Genomic DNA, 18,300 nt, shown 5'->3' on the forward strand with positions numbered 1-18,300 from the left:
GCTATCATAATGGCGAACCATTAAAGCTTGGTCCCAAAGGAGGCTGTTACTACATCAATAGCAAAGGCAACAAAACTTACGTTGATCGAAGCGAATGTAAGTGTTAATACCTAAAGAGGGCAGATTTGAACGATCTGCCCTCTTTTATTGAAAGTAAGGATGATTAGCCAGTTCAGTTGCATTCTCTTCCTGATCAATATCTATGTAAAGGGAGAATGCTTCATCTGACTGATGACCGGTAATCATTTTTACTTTCTCCCTATCAATTCCAGCTTTGAGCATGCCGGTAGCGCCTGACCGCCGTGCTGTGTGCGTTGTGATTGTTTCCCACTTTTCTTTTACCTGGTCCACCCTCTTACCGCCTTGGGTGTAACTGATGATTACTTTGCTGTTTATTTCGGCAAGCTGACAGACATCCTTTATAATCTTATTAATAACTACCTTGCTATGAGCTGGCGGGAATTCTCCACCGCGCTTATTCAATATCTTTCGTACTACCGGATGGATAGGCACAACAACATGTTTCCCGGTTTTTTGTGTTTTCCGATATATCTTATTGTCTACAATGCTTTCTTTACTCAGCTTTGCATAGTCAGAAACTCGCATACCAACATATACCCCGATAAGGAATATATCTCGCACCTCATCGTAAAGCGTCGGCTGCTCTGATAGATCCAGATCGAGTATTGCTTTTAGTTCTGTATCCTTCAGTGCGAACTTTTTAACCTTCTCAGATTTGGCTGTGAATTTCTTGCTCTTGTACTCCACGTTGGTGTTGATCTTCTCATCTGTGGCATAGTTTAAGATAATCCTGAGGGCTGAGAAGTTGGTTCGGACGGAGTTTTGTTTGTAATCCAACTCGTAGAGGAACGCATTGAACTTATCCCGAAAAGCAAGTGTCATATCTTCAAAGTCTACCTTCACCTTTTTTGTTGTGCAATACTTCTTCAGGTTCTTCACAACCATCGCTACCAGGTATCCATCAGAGTCGCCACGATCTTTTTTTGATTTGGCCAGAGCTTCACCATAAGCAAGTAACGTACTGTGTTTTGTTTTTTTACTTCTGTTGAGGTCCAGGTCTAACCTTTCACGTAGAAGCTCTTCAGTTATTTCAACCTCTTCGAGTAATAGTTTTTTGTAGATTGTGTTTATCGCTGCTTCCATCTTGGATAGATAAGCATTGCGCTCTTCGCAGTTATCTACTGTGCGCTTCTCTCTGATACGCTGCTTATCTGCGCTCCAATCCTTAGGGTGTATTTTATCTCCTGAAGCATACTTTAGTGGCCGCTTTCCACCATAAGCAAAATGCATGTTTATTGGGGTATCTTTTGTAGATTTAGGATCTTTAAGATAAAAGTTAACGCTTGCCATATTGATGTTGATGATTTCAGGGGACGATTGAGGGGACAAAGTCTATTCAAAAGTATAATAAATGTCTGACAATATCATCACAGAGTAAATTTACTAAACCTTAGTATTGTGACAGTTAAGGAGCTAGTTGAGCACAAAGTAGCGAAACTAAAATTTTGAAAAATTAATCTTAATTAAAACAAAGCCCGGTTGATCCTACTAAAATCAACCGGGCTTCTATGATTTAAATACGTATCTGTAGTCCTTACTTTTTGATTCCACCCAGCATTATTTCGTGAAAAAAGTTGAGTCGGGTGAGCATTTCATCAAGTTTGTCATAAATAATCAGATCCATTTCCAGCCCGTTTTGAGCGCTCATGAAGACAAACACCATCATATCCAGCTCACTCTCTGTGAACACGCGAAATTCACCTGATACAATTCCGTATTGCAAAATACTTTTTACGATATTGGCTTCCTTCTGGTCATATTGCTGACGATAGTTCGGTTTACAGATCGTATCCAGATTGAGTGCCGCTTTCACCTCTGTAATCATGATGTTATAGAGGTTTGTTATTTCTTTTAGTCTTTTAAAACGGATCGTAACAAAAACCTTCAGTTTTTCCACGGCCGTCGGTGCTTTGGAAACTTCCTCCTGAACGTAGTTAAAGAACTCATTCTTCTCGCGCTGAATGATGGCGTCAAAAATCTCCTCCTTACTTTTAAAATAATAGTATAACGTACTTTTACCCTTACCAGCCTCCCTGGCTATTTCTTCCATCGTGGTTTTATCTAAACCATATTTCTGAAACAGTTTATCAGCGCCATCAAGAATTTTTTCTTTTAATATTTCGTCTTTTGTTTTCACAGAAAGTTTGGGAACGATAGGCTCAACAAATATGAATGTATTGCATCCATGCGCAAAAATAGCGTATTAACGCATGGAAACATATGATAGCTACTGTATTAACAAAAATTGTTCCTCAATGTTCTCCGCGATGTTACTCAGTTAATAAAGCTGAAACGCTCTTTCCAGCCATTCCTTCTTCAGGCAAACTGAATTGCAGCACACTTACTTTTCTGTTTTCATCCCACTCATTCTGCCAATCCCCTCCTGCTCCGTTTAGTCTGGTATTCAATTCAAGTCTGATTTTCTTCAATTTTCCCGTAGGATCTGAAACCGTCACTTTCTGAACTTTGCTATTCTTGCGCGTTACCATCACCAGGCAAGGCTGATCCGCTTTAATATTTAAGTTATCTCCCAGTTTAACGACACCGGGCTGATAAAAAACAATCTGGCTTAAACCCAAACCGGTATGCTCCACAGCCTGCATCTGCTCCGTATTTGAGATAATTTTCACCAAATCAGACCGATAAGTGTTCATAGCTGCTTCACTTACACCAGGCACTACAATATACTGATAAGAGCCGCTTTGCGGTTTTCTGCCGTGATCCAGCCATAGAGTAAATACTTCTTTGGTTACCGGCTCATCGGTCGCCCAGGATTGATGATTGATGGATCGCCAGGTGCCGGTTTGTGATTGATTTTTCAATTTCACATTCGCCTTACCCGGAAACACATAGCCGATACTGGCATGATGAACCCAGTTTACATTTTTTAAATCATGCAAATCTGGCTCCAGCTGCCGTCTGTTGTCCGCTTTGACTGTTACTGTTCCATTCAGAAGACTTTGATTCAATGTAGTTGCAACGTTGAGGTCCGCATCTGACTGTATTCCCGCTCCCAGACAGACAAATTCGCTGTCAAAGAAAAACCAAGTCTTTTTAGCTTTCAAAGGATCATGAACACTTTCAAAATCAAAAGCTGCAGTGCCGTATTTTTCATCTGTCACTCCTCCCGTAAAATCCTTCCTCCCCTGTCGTGCCAGGTCATTCCAATGTGCAACGTCCGGCTTTTGCAACACGGTAGTTCCCGGAATTTTCTGCCAATCCCACACCGGAAAAATCTGCCTGTATTCTTCGCCTGTTACAGATATAAAATTGCTACCATCTCCATAATGATGGCTCTTCAGCCCTTCTTCATTATGTGGCTGTTCCATGTTGCTTGCTCTGTTGCTGTGCATGCGCACAGAGGTGTAATAGTCCGGCCGCTGGTGGGTATAATAATGAGAATGCCAGAAATAATAATCCCGGGTAAGTGCCGGTTTCACCTCGCCCCTTCTGATTTTGATGATATTCTCCAGTTCAGCTTTTCTATAGGAACCGGCTGCCAGCAAGTTTTCCGGCAAATCATTCCCTGCGATCTCCAATGCTTCCTTTCTTGTAATTCCACGGTTCTCGGCGCCCGGATCCGGATACTTCCCATATACCATCGACTGGCAAATTCCATCCAGGTAATAATCGATCAGCAGGTGCATAGCGGGTTCGGGCAACGTGTACTTTGTGCCGGCTATTTTTGCAGCCCAGTAGGCAAAGGAATCAGCATATCCCAAGCCATATCCCAAGGTTGAAATCACATTATCAGTACGGTGGTGAAAACTCAGATCCGGTTTTAACCCTCTTCCTGACGATGTCTTGATTTCACTAGCCATCACAGCAATAACTCTGCTCAAAACCTCCGGATTACGTTGAAAAAGTGCCTGTTTTCCACGCATTCCGGCAATCTGGATCAAATCTCCGCCTGGCCGCGCTCCTGACGCTTCCATATTGGCACGTCCTGCAATACGACCGCCTTCCATACGCTGCCGGGGAGTGAGATCAGTATCCAGTACCAACAAAATATTGATCATCAACTCCGGCGTCCCCATTTCATTCCACCACCAATTTTCACTGATAAAATCATTGTCAATCCAAAAATCCAATGCTTTCGAAGCGGTACTTCTCACCTTTACATCATTAAAAAATGGCGAGCCGCTTTTCCTGAATGCCCTGGACAAAGACAGAATATTCGCCAGATGTTCACGATGCTGAAAACCTGTTTTCGATACATTTTTGTAGTTAATAGTTGCCCATGTCCCATCAGCTTTTTGTGTGCTGCTTAACTCACTGATCCTATTTTCATCAACTGGCGAAGCAAGCAGATCAGCAATAACCCGTTGCCGTATGATCTCCAGATCCGCATCCTGTTCACCCATACCCGACGAAACAGGTATTGCGTGGTTATCGCCCGGTCTCCGTAACTTCTGCGCCAGTGAAACCGTGCCAGACAAGATCAGCAGCAATACTATAATTCTCATAAATGATGTATTTCAATATTAATTTCGAAAGGTCAAGTTAGCAAAAGCTGACGTTATCGCAGCACTACCGTAAATTGCCAGGGTAATATACTCGTTAACCTATTTCACATTCCAGGCGGTAAGCGCTCTGGCAGGCTTTACTTTTCCGTCTGTAGTGAAATAAGCATTAAAGCTCTCCGAAGAAGACGCTGGTATTTCAACTTCAAAACCCACAAATTGTGTGTCCGGATTGGCGGCATCGTAGTCGTGTGTTGGCGTTGTCGGCCAGATTTTAATTTCAATCTTAGCCTTCGTTTCAAACTTCAAAAGCATTTTTTTGCCATTTTTAGTCAGTTCCACCGTTTTACCATCTATGATTTTTACCTGTGCGGCTGTTAGTAAATTCCAACGCATTTTAACCGGTTTATCCAGTGTTTTGATCTCATCCCTTACAACCACATACTTCTGATCCTGAATCGCAATTCCTCTTTTGGCTTCAGCCACCTGATCCTTATAGATTTGAGAAATATCCATTGTTACAGCCGGCTGAGCTTCGTCCTGAGATCTGGCGTCAATTTTGGCATAACCCTTCACATTCTGTAGTTGTCCATCAAAGGTCAGCGTGTTGTGCGCAAAGTTATTGAGACGGAACACTTCCCAACGTTGAGAGTTCTGAGCCTTGTTCCACAAATCCACTCCTTTGGTTTCAAGTGAATTGTAATCCTGCATACCGAAGTCTGATGCCCAACGCTCCCCTTGCGCGTCAATCACAAAGGAGCCTATATCCATGTGCGCATGACTGACTGAAGGTGACCCGGCTTTTACGCCCACAAAAATGGCATTGGGATCCGTCCAGGAAGTGCGCATAAGTGCGACGGGCGAAGGCCCCTGCCCAATCCAAACTTTATGAACCGGTGCCTTTACTTTTTCCAGATCAGCTTTCGCTCCCCAAATCAGCATGGCGGGCAGTAATCTGTTACCAACAAACCTTACATTTTTGGATGACATCATATTCCGTTGAGACCATAATAATGTCGGGGCATCGTTCTTGCCGGCAAACCAGAACATCGCCGGACTGAGGCCGTTCTTTAAGCCGCTGTCTCCCCAGTTATGAGCCAAACCTGTAGGCCCCACCATGTTTTGAAAAAAGTCTGCTGTTTTCAGGAAACCGGAAGATTGGGAAAGCCCGAAATCGCTTCCCAGCGCCTTTTCCAACACACTCACCAATAACACGTTAAAGCTTGTCCCATATTCCCAGTAACCAAACCCCTCAGGATAGGCTCCATCGGGATGGTAGGCTGGCTTTACCGCTTTTGGAAGTGATTCCAATGCACGGGTGATTGTTTTTTCGGCAAGGTCGGGTTCGTGCTCGGCAATAGCCAAAACCCCGAACACTATTCCCGCATTACATACCTGATTCCAATTATTATCCGATGACAGAAACCAATTGTATTTTTTATCATAAGATGGATCAATACCTTTTTCCCTGATGGCCTGGCGAATTTTCAACCGCGATTCTTCTGGCAACTTGTCGTAAAGCCAATCATAACCGATAGCCACGCCAAGCGTCATTTCAGCCACATCCAGAAAATGCGACGGATTCCAGTCCGTGAAACCGGAGACGGCCAGCATTTCACTTTCCGCTCGTTTCAGGTATTTCTGATCGCCTGTGGTCCGGTATGCATAAGATAGTTGAAACACGCGCCGGAGGCATTCACGTGATACGCTCAGAAGGCGCTTGCCGGTCTGTATTCTTTCCAATGTTTTTTCGTTGACCAGCTTGTCACACTCTGCCAATATAGCCTGATGTACGTTGTTCCATTCTGCATGCTTTTTCACCTGCTGGTTAATCAGCGTCTCCTCGCCTTTCAGCAACAATAATCTTGGATGCTGTGCAGACATGGAATGGACCAGTTCAGTGACGGATTGCTGAGCCATGCAAAAGACTGACAATAACGTCAGAGCAAGGGTTAGGTTTATGAGTTTTTTCATCAGATTATTTATGAGCAGTTTAAGGAATAGTATCCAATTAACGAAGGAGGAACTGATATCGAAAGTAACCATGTAACTACCTCTTTACCTTTTCAAAAGCAATTTGATACCTTTTTATACGTAGTATTTTCTAAAACAACCAGGCCCGAAACGTTATGATTCCGGGCCTGGTTTTATACTTGTTTGCAAAATCAATGCTTCATTAGTTGTAATTCGCCGGGTTTTCATCCTGCCACTCATTTACACCATCCCTAATTCTGTTGCGGAAAGTGAGCGTATCCTGGGCAAATGAGGTGGTACCATCTGCATTAGCATATTTATAACGAAGCACAATGCGCCTATCCTGTAACAATTTAGAGCGGTTGAAAACACTTTCTCCGTCAGGAAGGATTTCAACTGCAGAGCCGGGTGCCTTGCTCACTGTAACTTTAGTACCATCTAGTGTCAGTTTCATAGAGCCTGCCTGATCACTAATTTTATTAGTCACCAATGCGTTGGGTGCCACCGTTTTCAGGTTCAGAATTTTCACTTCGGGTGAGGGAATCGTCGTATAATAGCGAATGGTGTTCACCACTTTGCCGGTTGCGTCTTTCACCGTGGTAACTCCACCATGCCAGTAGTTCCCGAACAGCATATTCTCGTATTTGAGTGCTACTACAGTAAAAGCCTTTGCCCTGTGAATCGAGTCAGCGTCGGCTGTCGTGATCTGAAATGGGATCGCATATCCAGGTTTGATTGTCGCCAGATCCTGCAAAAAACGGGCAGAATCTGCTTTAATAGTCACCGCACCCATGTGATTACCTTGTTTGATAATCATCTTACTGTTATCTGAAATCGTAAAATACGATGCCGGCATTAACTTCAGCGTGTCCACAGGAGCAATTGCTTCTTTGATATAGTTGGCACCCGCTTTCATGGCTGCCAGTATGTTAGCATTGATCAGGGAATTGTCCATCGTGAAATTGACCACTCTGTCCTGACGGTTCTCCCGCACACCGCCCAAAGCAGCACCTACCTCAATTTTCATCCCTTCACCTACCACAAATGTGCGTACGTTGGTCTGATACATGAAATAGATGGAGCTGTAATCAAAGTCTTTGATATAGTCTTCATAGCAGGAAGTCATGCCTGCGAGCAGAAATAAAGCAGCTGTGATCGTTTTTTTCATATCCTTATTGTCTGTGGGATTGACCTGTAAAGCGTGAATCCCAGTGATTACTTAGTTGTTTCTGCAAATCATTTCCAGGTTGTCCATCCTTCGTTCTGTACCAGATTGCTCATTCTCAGCATTTCGTCGAAAGGAATAGGTAAAGAACCCGAGGTAAAGGACCTCGATTCGGCAAGGTCGTCGAGTTTGTAAGTAAATGATCCGTCTGAATTTCTGGTAATGAGCGGGCGGTGAACGGGTTTGTTAATTTCAGTGAGTCCTGTTGACCAGCGTCTGATATCGTAAAAGCGCTGTCCTTCAAAACAAAATTCAATCCTGCGTTCATTTTTAACAAACTCCCCGAAAGACGTTTTGCCCGCCGCAGCGACTTTCGTCAGGTAAGGATCCCGAACGAAGCCTTTTCCACCATCGGTATTATTTTTAGCTCTGATCAAAGCCATGGCATCTTTAGCTGAAATACCATACTTACTTCCTAGCGGGCCTTCCACCTGATTGGCTGCTTCGGCAAAAGCAAATACCATGTTTTCCCAGCGAATGAAGATTTTGGTATGCGGTTGGCGGTTGATCGCATTATCTCCCCAGTTCAGCCCCATAAATACCATTTTCTTGATATGATAGTTGGTTCTGCTGTTTGCCGGTGGACCCGGTGCATCTTTTCCCCCTGTCCAGTTCTCGAATGTATACATGGGCGTGGTGCTGGAACTGTTCAGCCGCATCGCTTTGGCATTGTTGTGAAAGATAGTAGCATAAAGTCTCGGATCTCTGTTATCGTAAGGCTTGGCAGGATTGTATCCGCTCTCCGGATCTGTAATCGGAAAACCGTTCGCCATCGGGAATGCGTCTACAAGCTCCTGTGTTGCGCCTACCTGGCCATTTCCCTGAAAACCACCCGGATAAAACATACGCTCCATCGCATCGTTGGCATTGTTATACCGTGCAGAAAAAACGATTCCCCCGAAATTGGGATTAAACCAATCGACTGCTTTTGTGGGGCCGAAACCATTCGTTACTGCATCTGTTTTTTGTTTAAAATCCATTACCACTTTGGCATTTTTTGCAGCAGAATCCCATCTGGCTACATTGTTGGCGGGGTTGAAACGCGGGCTCGCCCAGGTTTGATATACGAGCGCTTTCAATGCTTTGGTAGTGATGCCGTCGAAACGTCCCCAATAGCGCCCACCGGCATATGCTCTGTCATTCACATTCGGAACGAGGTAGTCTCTATGTGCAATCGGCAAATACTTGTAGGCCGAATCGCAATCGGCAATGATCTGCTGCACGCATTCGTCATAGGTATTACGCTTCAGGTTTGTTTCTGCTTTTACATCAATCGGCTCCAGTACAATAGGAAAACCAAGTAACTGACCATCCATTCCTTTTCCTCCGAATTTTTGTAAAAGATCCCACTGGAACCAGGCACGCAAAGCGAAAGCTTCTCCCTGCAAACGGGTTTTCACAAGACTGTCCAGATGCGCATTGACAAGGAAACGGGTATTGAAACCTCTGCGGTCTTTCAGGAAAAGATTCACGAGATAGATAGACCGGTAATCGCGATCCCAATAGGTACGGAAAGGATCCTGGCTTGTAGGCAAAGCCCCAGTTGCCAGTCTGACCATGGCATTGGTAGTAGCAGTAATCACCACGTCGTCACTTGCCCCATCCAGGAAAACACCTTCGTTATCGTTATAGTTACGAGGCATGTTGTCGTAGCATTGGCCCACAAGTCCCTGTACCATGTCCTGGTATTTCCAGATATCTTCCGTGGTTCTGTTTCCGTTAGGATAAGGTTCCAGATAGTCAACGCAGGATAACAGTGTGAGCGTTACCATCAGTATCGCACCCAGACTTTTGATTTTTATATTTTTGAAATCCATAATCATTCTTGATTAAAATGTGAGCTTCACTCCACCTGTGAATGTTCTGAAAAGCGGATTCACGGTTACACCTGAATTGATCGATTCAGGATCCACATCCTTGATTTTAGACACTGTAAGCAAATTTGCTCCGCGTATATACAGTCTCAACCCTCTGGCTCCAATCACCTGTGCAGCGCCGGCAGGCACATTGTAAGCCAGCTCTACATTCTGAATTTTGAAATAACCTCCGTCTCTCAGCCAGAAATTTGAACCGATAAAATTGTTATTGACTTTCTGATACGTCAGGCGGGGATAATCGCCACCTTCATTTTCTTTTACGAAATTGGAGTAATTGTTGTCGTTCCAGCCGTTCCAGAAATATTTGTTGGTCATGCCGATATCGTAAAACGCCCGTCCGTTACCTACCGCAGTCAATTCAAAATTTTTGAAACCCACCCGAAGATTTAGCGCATAAATCAGTCTCGGAGAAGAGTGCCCGATCTGGCTCTGGTCGTTGTCATCTACTACCCCATCACCATTTTTATCCTGGTATTTCAAATCTCCCTGTTTGAGCACCTCATCGTAGATCTGAGGAACAATTCTGGTTTCTTCGTCACTGCTGAACTTACCAAGATAGGTCTGTCCCCAGTAGCCATCTGTAGGTGTTCCGATGCGGGTCTGATAATCAAAGCGGTAGGCAGGCTCATCGTATTTGAGGATTTTACTATTTTGAACAGATGCATTACCACCTATGGAGAAACGGACTGCTCCAACTTTGTCAGAGTATTGGATACCTGTTTCCACTCCGAAAAAACGCATTTTGTTGTAATTGAACCAGGGACGGGATGTGGATATACCAGCAACAAGAGGGACAGTATTCGCCAGCTGCGACACCATTCCATCACGCAGGTTATTGAAGTAATTCACCTCAACCGAAAGCTTTCTGTTGAATAGTAAGGCATCCATACCTATACTAATTTCCTTTCTTTTCTCCCACGTCAGATCAGGATTACCAATACGGGCAGGCGTTGTTCTGTATACAGCGTTATCGGTATTACTGCCAAACCACTGATTCGTAGAAAAAGGCCCGAAAGCAGCACCGGTAGAGTTTACGCCCCAACGATCCAGATCATAAAACGGAGGCAGGAAGCTTTCATAACCAAGGATCCCGCCTTCAACTCTTAGTTTGAGATAATTAACCGGCGTTACATTTTTCAGGAAACTTTCTTCTGACAATACCCAGCCAATACCCGCAGAAGGAAACATGGCGTATCTTTTGTCTTTGGCAAAGCTGTAGGTACCTGCGTAATTAAGCACTCCCTGAAATACGTACCTGTCTTTGAAGGAATAAATTCCGGTAAGTATTGCATTCTGCTGACGTTGCGGCTCCTCTATTCCGTTTTTGGAAATTCTTGAAAGGAAATAGGTAAGTCCTACCTGCAAGTCATTAGCGCCCCATGTTTTGTCATAGCTCAGGTTTTCATAGATCACAAAACGTTGGGAATAGTAGTCGTGCAGTTTGGCCATACCCGGCATGTCCACACCATCGTGTACTTTCGATAAACGAATAGTGTCCTGGCCTGAGGCGGTGGTTCCAGGCGTAGCGATATAGGCGATATAATCTTCAGCCTTACCAATACGCAAACTATTGAAAACATTAAAACCTGCATAAGTCCTTGATTTCAAACCGGGCAATATCTCTTTCATATCATATTCGAAAGTGACATTAGATGCTCCTGTACGTCCCTTTTCAGAATAGTATCCGTTGTGAACAAGGTTGCCGATGGGGTTGGTTTTGAAGTTGGAACTTACACCGTACCAGGGTGCAACTGCATTGTCCCCAAAGGCAGCATACACCGGAAATGCGATTGGTGGCGTATTCGTAATATCATTGATTACCGTATTGAATTCTACCAGATCCAGAGCAGTATTGGTGTTGCCGTCTTCATTGGTAAAATTGGAATTGTAGCCATAATTAGGTGAACGGCGAATAGTTAGCCCTCCGAAAAAGTCGACTTTCACTTTGATCAGTTCATTGATCTTCACATCAATATTGGATCGAACATTGATCCGGTGATAGTCAGATATATCACCGATCTTGTAAATATCTCCTTCTCCATTGTAGCCCAGATACGCGTTGTACTGAATCGTTTCGTTTCCTCCGCCTGATGACAAATTGGCTCTGCGGAAGGACTTCGAATTTTTCAGCATCATATTTCTGAAATCCACGCTCGGCGTGTACATATTATACGGGTCATTTTGCGCATATCCGTTAATAGCCGATTCGCTATACAAAGGCGTCATTCCGCTATTGATCCGCGCTGTGTTGTTTAGTCTTGCATAGTCCGCACCGGAAGCCCAGCCAGGAAAACGGTCTACAATACTTACACCTTCTTCCACATTCACATTCATCACACGCTCGTGCGCTTTACCTCGTTTTGTTTTGATATAGATGATCCCATTGGCTCCACGCGGTCCGAGCATCGCTTTACCCACAATATCCTTGATAACCGTCACTGTTTCAATTTCCTGCGGATCCAGATTCATTTCTGTAATTTCTGTAGGAATGTCGTCAATGATAAAAATCGGACTGAAACCTCTGGACGTAATTCCCACTTTCTCTGTTACCCTGAAAAAACCCAGTTCTTCCTCAGCGTTCAGACCGGTTGACCCGTCTCTTTCGGTTACCTCAATACCTGTGGCAATACCGGCAAACGCATTTCTGAGATCATTGGTTGGGTATTTTTCAAGATCCTGTGTCCTGAATACATTGTAGCTGCCGGTCGTTTTTCGCTTCAACAGATTCATGTAAGGCATAGGCACCTCATCATCCGGAGTCATATAGAGCTTCGCCTTTTTCAAGACAATGTTATCTTCAATCAAATCTCCGATCAGAGAAACCTTTTTGCTGTACCCATAAGAAGTTACAGTGATAAAATCTGCGGGCAGTGCTTTGAAATTGAAACTCCCTTTGTCATTTGTCTCGGCATGAATAAGCCCCTCTCCTACTACTACGGTGGCCTTGGGAATCGGATTTCCCTCTTCGTCGGTAACTTTAAGGTTTACATCTACAGGTTGTGCTTTCCTGCTGGTTTTGTCCTGAGCCATAACCGAAGTTACAAACAGGAGCATCAAGACAGCCAAACCCAGATAGCCCTGCATTTTTCGATATATATATAATCTGATCATGATCAATGTTTTAGGTTTAGGCTACCACACTTCGTTGGAAACAAAATTTTTCATCTTGTACATGTCTTCCGTATTGAAAGGAAAATAGTACATGGCATCCTTCCAGCGCACCTGCCTGTCGGCCGACATCGGCATACGTGTGTATCTGAAGCCTGTAGGATAAGCAGCACTCACAGGTACCTTTTCAATGTCCACACGGTACAAGGTTCCGCTCATCACGCGAGGAGCGTCTTTCCAGCGCCGGATATCGTGGAAGTAATGGCCGCCTTCAAAGCAAAGCTCAATGGTTCTTTCGTTCTTGATCCGGTCGCGCAGCTTGTCCTTGGATCCTATATAGGCAGTTAATACATCGGGCATTCCGGCACGCGTGCGAATCTTGTTGACAGCTTGCAGCGACGTCATGGTAGCTCCCGGCGCAACACCCGCAGGTCCGTAGGCCTCATTAGCCGACTCTGCATAATTCAGATACAATTCGCCCAGACGGATCAGCGGGTCGGTATACTGGGGCGTAGTTTTGTTTTTTACGCTTTGCTCCCCCCAGGTTTTGCGCTCATAATAACCCGTGCGGGTAATACCGGCATACGTCTGATCAAGCAACTCTGCATAAATAGCGGCTCCATTATTGGTTTCATAGTAAATCTTGGCAGCGCCATAACCTGGAATTTGTGACTGATTGTAGATAATGTCAATCGCAAACCGTGGATCCCGGTTCGCATAAGGATCTTGTTCCTTATAATGCCCGGCTGCTGTGGCTGCGGCACGATCAGCCTCGGTGTTCAAAGGCTCCCCCCATTTGGTTTCAAATTTATCTACTGTATTCTGTGTGGGACATTCGCCTGACCAGCCCGTTTTTCCTCCTCCGAATACACCATTTACCTGCCCTTGCAAATCGCCGGCATTGTAGGCTCTCGTACCGGCAGACCATGCCCAGAGCTGCTCATTGGAATATTGATTTCCGATATAGTTTCGCTTGTAATCAGAAAGTGGTAAAAGATCATATCCGTACTGTTCAGCTACTTTAATTGCCTCCCAATTGGCTTTTGCAGCTTCCTCCCAGTCCTTCACGCCGAGTTCGTTGTTCAACGGGCTTGCCGCATACAAGAGTGCACGGGCTTTAAATGCCAAAGCAGCTACTCCATTCGGGCGCTTTTGTTCAGGATTGTTAAGGTGGCCGGCAATACCCGGAGGCGGATCACGACGCATCAGATCAGCTGCTTTGAAATAAGAAGCTGCTGTATCCATGTCTGCAGCAATCCGAATCAGCGTTTCGTGTTTGGATAACCTGGCAATATCCCATTCATCGTCAGGACCAATCACTTTGTTAAGATATGGCATAGGTCCCCACAGCCGGAAAAGCTCGAAATGTGCAAATGCCCTGATAAAATGCGCCTGCCCTTTGAAGTCGTTGATATCAACCGCATTGACATCTTTGAGCATATCAATATTTTGCAGGGAAGTATTACAAACTCTGATAATTTTGAACATCGAACCCAGAATCGGGCGGCGCGCCTGATCATAGGTCATTTTATTGATAATGGCCGAAACGGACCCGCTCTTGATGACCTGCGCATCCATCACACGGCCCATATCGCTCATATCTGTCAGCGACTCCATGGTATATTTCTGATCCCAGAAATCGAAATACAGCGAGTAGGCATTTTTGATGTTGTAGCCTCTCCAGGTTGTCCCGTCCAGTTTATTGCCTTCATAAATGGTGTCAAAAAACTTCTTGAAGTTTTCGTATTTGGAGAATACATCCTCAGGTCCCAGACCCGACTCCGGTGCCTGGTCCAGATAACTCTGTACACAACCCGAGAGCAGTACCAGCAATAAAACCGGTACACATAATAGTGCGAAGTACTTTTTCATATGTTAAAGGTTTAGCTTAGAATACCGCCCTGATGGCGAATTTCAAAGTGGTCATCTGCGGATAAAATCCCTGATTAAAATCTTTGCGTTCGGGATCACCTTCAATCAGTTTGGTGATGGTGAAAAGATTATTTCCTGTTACAAAAAACATCAGATTGGATGTACCCAATACACGCTGCAAAACTTTGGAATTGAATGTGTAAGCTGCATACACTTCTCTCAGGCGCAGGTAATTTGCATTCCTCCAGAACCTGTTCTCTACCATGATATCAAAGCCTCTGTCGGCCTCCCCACCACCCCAGAAAAGGTTGTCGGTACTACCACCGCCGGAATAATGCAACGTGGCGTGATTGGCATTTGGGTTTGTCGGCGTCCAATAATCAAGCTGAGAAGCGTGGACTCTCCAGTCCCCTTTGATAAACTCTACTTCGTAAGGCTGATTAAATTCGACATACTTGCCTACGTTGCCCTGGAACATAAAGTTGAAGTCAAACTTTTTCCAAGAAAACCCGGCAGAGAACGAATAGGTGATTGGCGCAAAATCCGATCCGGGAATGGGATATTTATCCAGATTGGTAATTTTTCCGTCACCATTGTAATCCAGGAACTTATAGTCTCCTACGTTAAGCTTGTAAAGATCAATGGCTGCTGTATTATTATGGATGTCATCTACAGAAGTGTAATAGCCGCTCCCAGTGAGTTCCACACCACTTAGCTGAGCACCAAGTGGCTTACCTGCATCTTTCTGATAGTCAAAAGCATAAGGCAAATCATCTTTGAAAAGAATCCGGTTTTCATTAAACCCGAAAATTCCTTTCACAAAATAATTAAGACCATTGCTGATTGTTTTACGGTATTCTGCTTCAAGCTCTATCCCATGCTTTTTAAGACGCCCCAGGTTCAGTTCTTTGAATGAATTACCTACCATCATAGTTACGCTTCGTGGTACGAGCAGCATTTTTTCTCTTTTCTCATCAAAGAAATCGACGGTAAAATTGAAGCTGTCGTTCCATAAACCGAGTTCGATACCGAGGTCGCGCTTACGAGCCTCCTCCCATTGTGACACCCGGTTAGCCCCCAGGTCTTCATGGATATAACCGCTATTGTCTTTGTAAAAGTCGCTCAGGTACAACCACCTGTTAGCAGCAATATCACTACCCACCATTCCATCGGAATAACGGAATTTCAGCTTACTCACCCAGGGCAGAGCATTCTTGAAAAATTTCTCTTCTGAAAGCATGTAACCTACCGCACCTGAAGGGAAAAAACCATATCTGTTTCCCGGAGCAAAGCGTTCGGAACCCGTAAGACCAACATTGACCTCCACCATGTATTTACCTGCAAAGTCATATGTACCGCGGCCTACAAGTCCCTGATTGTAATAGGGAAAATCTGTTCTTCTGTCTTTCTGCTGACGGTTCACCAGCGCAAGACCCGAAACATTGTGTTTACCAAAGCTGCGCAGGTAATTCAAAGAACCTTCATAATACAGATCCATGTAATACGGAGGGCTGTCTTCAAGTGCTCCTACGTTAATATCCAACGGTCCCTGCTGAAACATCTCATTACCCTGCCCGTTCCTGAACCATGGATTTTCTTCTGTACCAATCTTGTCGTAGTTTAACTGATACTCCGGAAATGTATAACTGGCGGTGAGCGATCTGTTTCTGTAAAATGTACTTAGCGAAACTTTTCCGCGCGCCGACAATCCCTGTGTGATCCCGTCCAGTTTTTGATCCAGAATTAAATCGGTAAACAACTGAGAATCGATGTACCTGTTGAAGGAACCCTGATTCATAGACGTATACGGATTCCCTGTAAATTCTCCGAAGTTCATGGCAAGGCGATCACCTCTGTCATTTGGATAATCGGGATCAGGAACCTGCTCCAATACCCAGGCAGGAAAATAGGCAGGGTAACGCGACGGCCCCGTTGAATACAGGTTACGCCAGGGCGTATCGTTTGGCTGGTTTTTTACGCCTGTTTCTCCTCCCACATTCAAAGAAAGCGTAGTGCTTTTACTGAGATTGAAGTCAATATTAGTCCGATAGTTGAACCTGTTGTACCAATAACGGGTGTCATCATAGCCTTCTTTATATGCTTTGAAAAAATCTCCCTGATAGGTATAACCTACAGAAGCAAAGTATTTGATAAAGTTGGTACCGCCACTCACATTAAAGTTTGCATTGGCATTGGTTGCAAAAGGCTTGGTCATGATATCAAACCAGTTCACATCCGGATACCGAAGTGCATTCAGCGGTGTTGAGGGATTTTTGTACTCGTTCAAAGCATACTGCGGAATCAGGTCGGTAAACTGCTGTCCATTCATCAGCGCCTGATTGTACATCGTCATTGTTCTGTACGAGCTGATGTGATCAGGAATACGCGTTGCTTTGGCCAAACCATAAGAGGCTGTAAAATCCAACTTGGGTTTACCTATAGCTCCTCTTTTCGTCGTTACAATCACTACGCCGTTAGCTCCTTTTGCCCCGAACACAGCAGTTGCGGAAGCATCTTTCAGTACGGAGATCGTTGCGATTTCATTTGGATCCATATCCTTGAAATCACGTTCCACACCATCCACCATAATCAGCGGTTGAGAACCATTCCAGCTCGAAAGACCGCGGATGATAATCTCAGAATGGTCATTTCCCGGCTCACCGCTGGCTTGCATGGTCAGTACACCGGAAAGTTTACCAGCAATGGCGTTCGTAATGTTAGACGTACCCGAGCGCATCAAAGCTTTGTTGTCCACCTGAGTGATGGCTCCCACCACACTTTCTTTTCGCTGAACACCATAGCCTACCACCACTACTTCCTCAAGGGATTTGTTTTCGGAAACAAGCTTCACTTCCATAGTTCGCTTTACACCCACCGGATGCTCCTGACTAACGTACCCGATATAGCTGAAAACCAAAACCGAATTGTTGTTGGCAACTGTGATTTTAAACCTTCCGTCAGTATCTGTGGAAAGTCCGTTCACTGTACCTTTTTCAACCACATTCACACCTGGCAATACTTCTCCGTTGTCCCCTTTTACAACACCAGATACCGTTACCGCCATCGCTTGCAAGCTATTGTTCATCACCTGCGTAAGCCTGTTGGCATGAAACTCGTCCACTGTCATGTTCATTTTTTCAACTGGAGCAGGCAATGAAGAACTTGGTTTGGGTTTGCTGATCACCTCAGTAACAGGCTGTTTTTTTGCACCTGATACATAGATGGTTTCATTTACCCTGGCAAAGCTCACATTGGATTCCTTTGAAATGTGACGAAGGATTTTGCCAATACTGCTGGAAGTAAAATTGAGATCAACCTTTTTATTCTGAACCAGTGTTTGATCATACTGGAAATTAAAGTCCGTTTTGTCATTGATGGCTACGAAAGCATCTTCCAACGGCACATCTTCTAGGTGAATCGAAATGATAATTTTCTCAATACTTTTCTCCTGGGCATTACCCTCTGATGCGGAAAGTAACCCTATAAAAACGCATTGCAACACCATTCCGACTAGGGCATATCTGGACATTACTGCAATTTGTTGTAGTAGTTTATATTCCATATTTTTGATCGTTTGAATTTTCGAATTCATTACAACTGACTCTTACCGTCATCTTATGGAGCGCCAACTCTGGTTTCTGGTAAGGTCAAAATCAGGACCGGTAATTCTTCTGAATTACCGGTTTTTTTAGCTTGTGTT

General features: G+C 44.4%; 9 protein-coding genes. All 9 read right to left on the reverse strand.

Features of this window, described 5'->3' with window-relative positions; genetic code table 11:
- Positions 1-144: 144 nt before the first annotated feature.
- Positions 145-1,371 carry a tyrosine-type recombinase/integrase gene (locus AC1XUE_RS05840; protein ID WP_483354998.1) on the reverse strand — a complete coding sequence of 409 codons (1,227 nt, stop codon included), beginning with the start codon at positions 1,369-1,371 and terminating at the stop codon, positions 145-147.
- A 244-nt stretch (positions 1,372-1,615) separates the two neighbouring features.
- Positions 1,616-2,218 (reverse strand): TetR/AcrR family transcriptional regulator, encoded by a 603-nt coding sequence (locus tag AC1XUE_RS05845; protein WP_483354999.1) that lies wholly within the window; start codon positions 2,216-2,218, stop codon positions 1,616-1,618.
- Positions 2,219-2,351: 133 nt separating this feature from the next.
- The gene (locus tag AC1XUE_RS05850) at positions 2,352-4,547 is read right to left on the reverse strand and encodes a polysaccharide lyase family 8 super-sandwich domain-containing protein (protein ID WP_483355000.1); all 2,196 of its coding nucleotides are present in this window, start codon (positions 4,545-4,547) and stop codon (positions 2,352-2,354) included.
- A gap of 99 nt (positions 4,548-4,646) precedes the next feature.
- Positions 4,647-6,518, reverse strand: coding sequence for a heparinase II/III domain-containing protein (locus tag AC1XUE_RS05855; protein WP_483355001.1), 1,872 nt, complete (start codon positions 6,516-6,518; stop codon positions 4,647-4,649).
- Positions 6,519-6,720: 202 nt separating this feature from the next.
- A complete protein-coding gene (locus AC1XUE_RS05860) occupies positions 6,721-7,686 on the reverse strand; it encodes a DUF1735 domain-containing protein (RefSeq protein ID WP_483355002.1) in 966 nt (321 codons plus the stop codon).
- A gap of 68 nt (positions 7,687-7,754) precedes the next feature.
- Positions 7,755-9,560, reverse strand: coding sequence for a RagB/SusD family nutrient uptake outer membrane protein (locus tag AC1XUE_RS05865; protein ID WP_483355003.1), 1,806 nt, complete (start codon positions 9,558-9,560; stop codon positions 7,755-7,757).
- A 12-nt stretch (positions 9,561-9,572) separates the two neighbouring features.
- A complete protein-coding gene (locus AC1XUE_RS05870; protein ID WP_483355004.1) occupies positions 9,573-12,731 on the reverse strand; it encodes a SusC/RagA family TonB-linked outer membrane protein in 3,159 nt (1,052 codons plus the stop codon).
- A 21-nt stretch (positions 12,732-12,752) separates the two neighbouring features.
- Positions 12,753-14,600, reverse strand: a complete 1,848-nt coding sequence (locus tag AC1XUE_RS05875; RefSeq protein ID WP_483355005.1) for a RagB/SusD family nutrient uptake outer membrane protein — start codon at positions 14,598-14,600, stop codon at positions 12,753-12,755.
- 16 nt (positions 14,601-14,616) lie between these two features.
- Complete coding sequence (locus tag AC1XUE_RS05880) at positions 14,617-18,162, reverse strand: SusC/RagA family TonB-linked outer membrane protein (RefSeq protein WP_483355006.1); 3,546 nt, start codon at positions 18,160-18,162, stop codon at positions 14,617-14,619.
- Positions 18,163-18,300 lie beyond the last annotated feature (138 nt).

The sequence above is a fragment of the Dyadobacter sp. HNCC25DJ187 genome, from assembly GCF_056895255.1.

Bases quoted from the DNA above. Each gene is read 5' to 3' on its own strand.
- AC1XUE_RS05875 (WP_483355005.1), bottom strand. From the start codon at position 14,600: ATGAAAAAGTACTTCGCACTATTATGTGTACCGGTTTTATTGCTGGTA.
- AC1XUE_RS05850 (WP_483355000.1), bottom strand. From the start codon at position 4,547: ATGAGAATTATAGTATTGCTGCTGATCTTGTCTGGCACGGTTTCACTG.
- AC1XUE_RS05860 (WP_483355002.1), bottom strand. From the start codon at position 7,686: ATGAAAAAAACGATCACAGCTGCTTTATTTCTGCTCGCAGGCATGACT.
- AC1XUE_RS05840 (WP_483354998.1), bottom strand. From the start codon at position 1,371: ATGGCAAGCGTTAACTTTTATCTTAAAGATCCTAAATCTACAAAAGAT.
- AC1XUE_RS05880 (WP_483355006.1), bottom strand. From the start codon at position 18,162: ATGGAATATAAACTACTACAACAAATTGCAGTAATGTCCAGATATGCC.
- AC1XUE_RS05865 (WP_483355003.1), bottom strand. From the start codon at position 9,560: ATGGATTTCAAAAATATAAAAATCAAAAGTCTGGGTGCGATACTGATG.
- AC1XUE_RS05855 (WP_483355001.1), bottom strand. From the start codon at position 6,518: ATGAAAAAACTCATAAACCTAACCCTTGCTCTGACGTTATTGTCAGTC.
- AC1XUE_RS05870 (WP_483355004.1), bottom strand. From the start codon at position 12,731: ATGATCAGATTATATATATATCGAAAAATGCAGGGCTATCTGGGTTTG.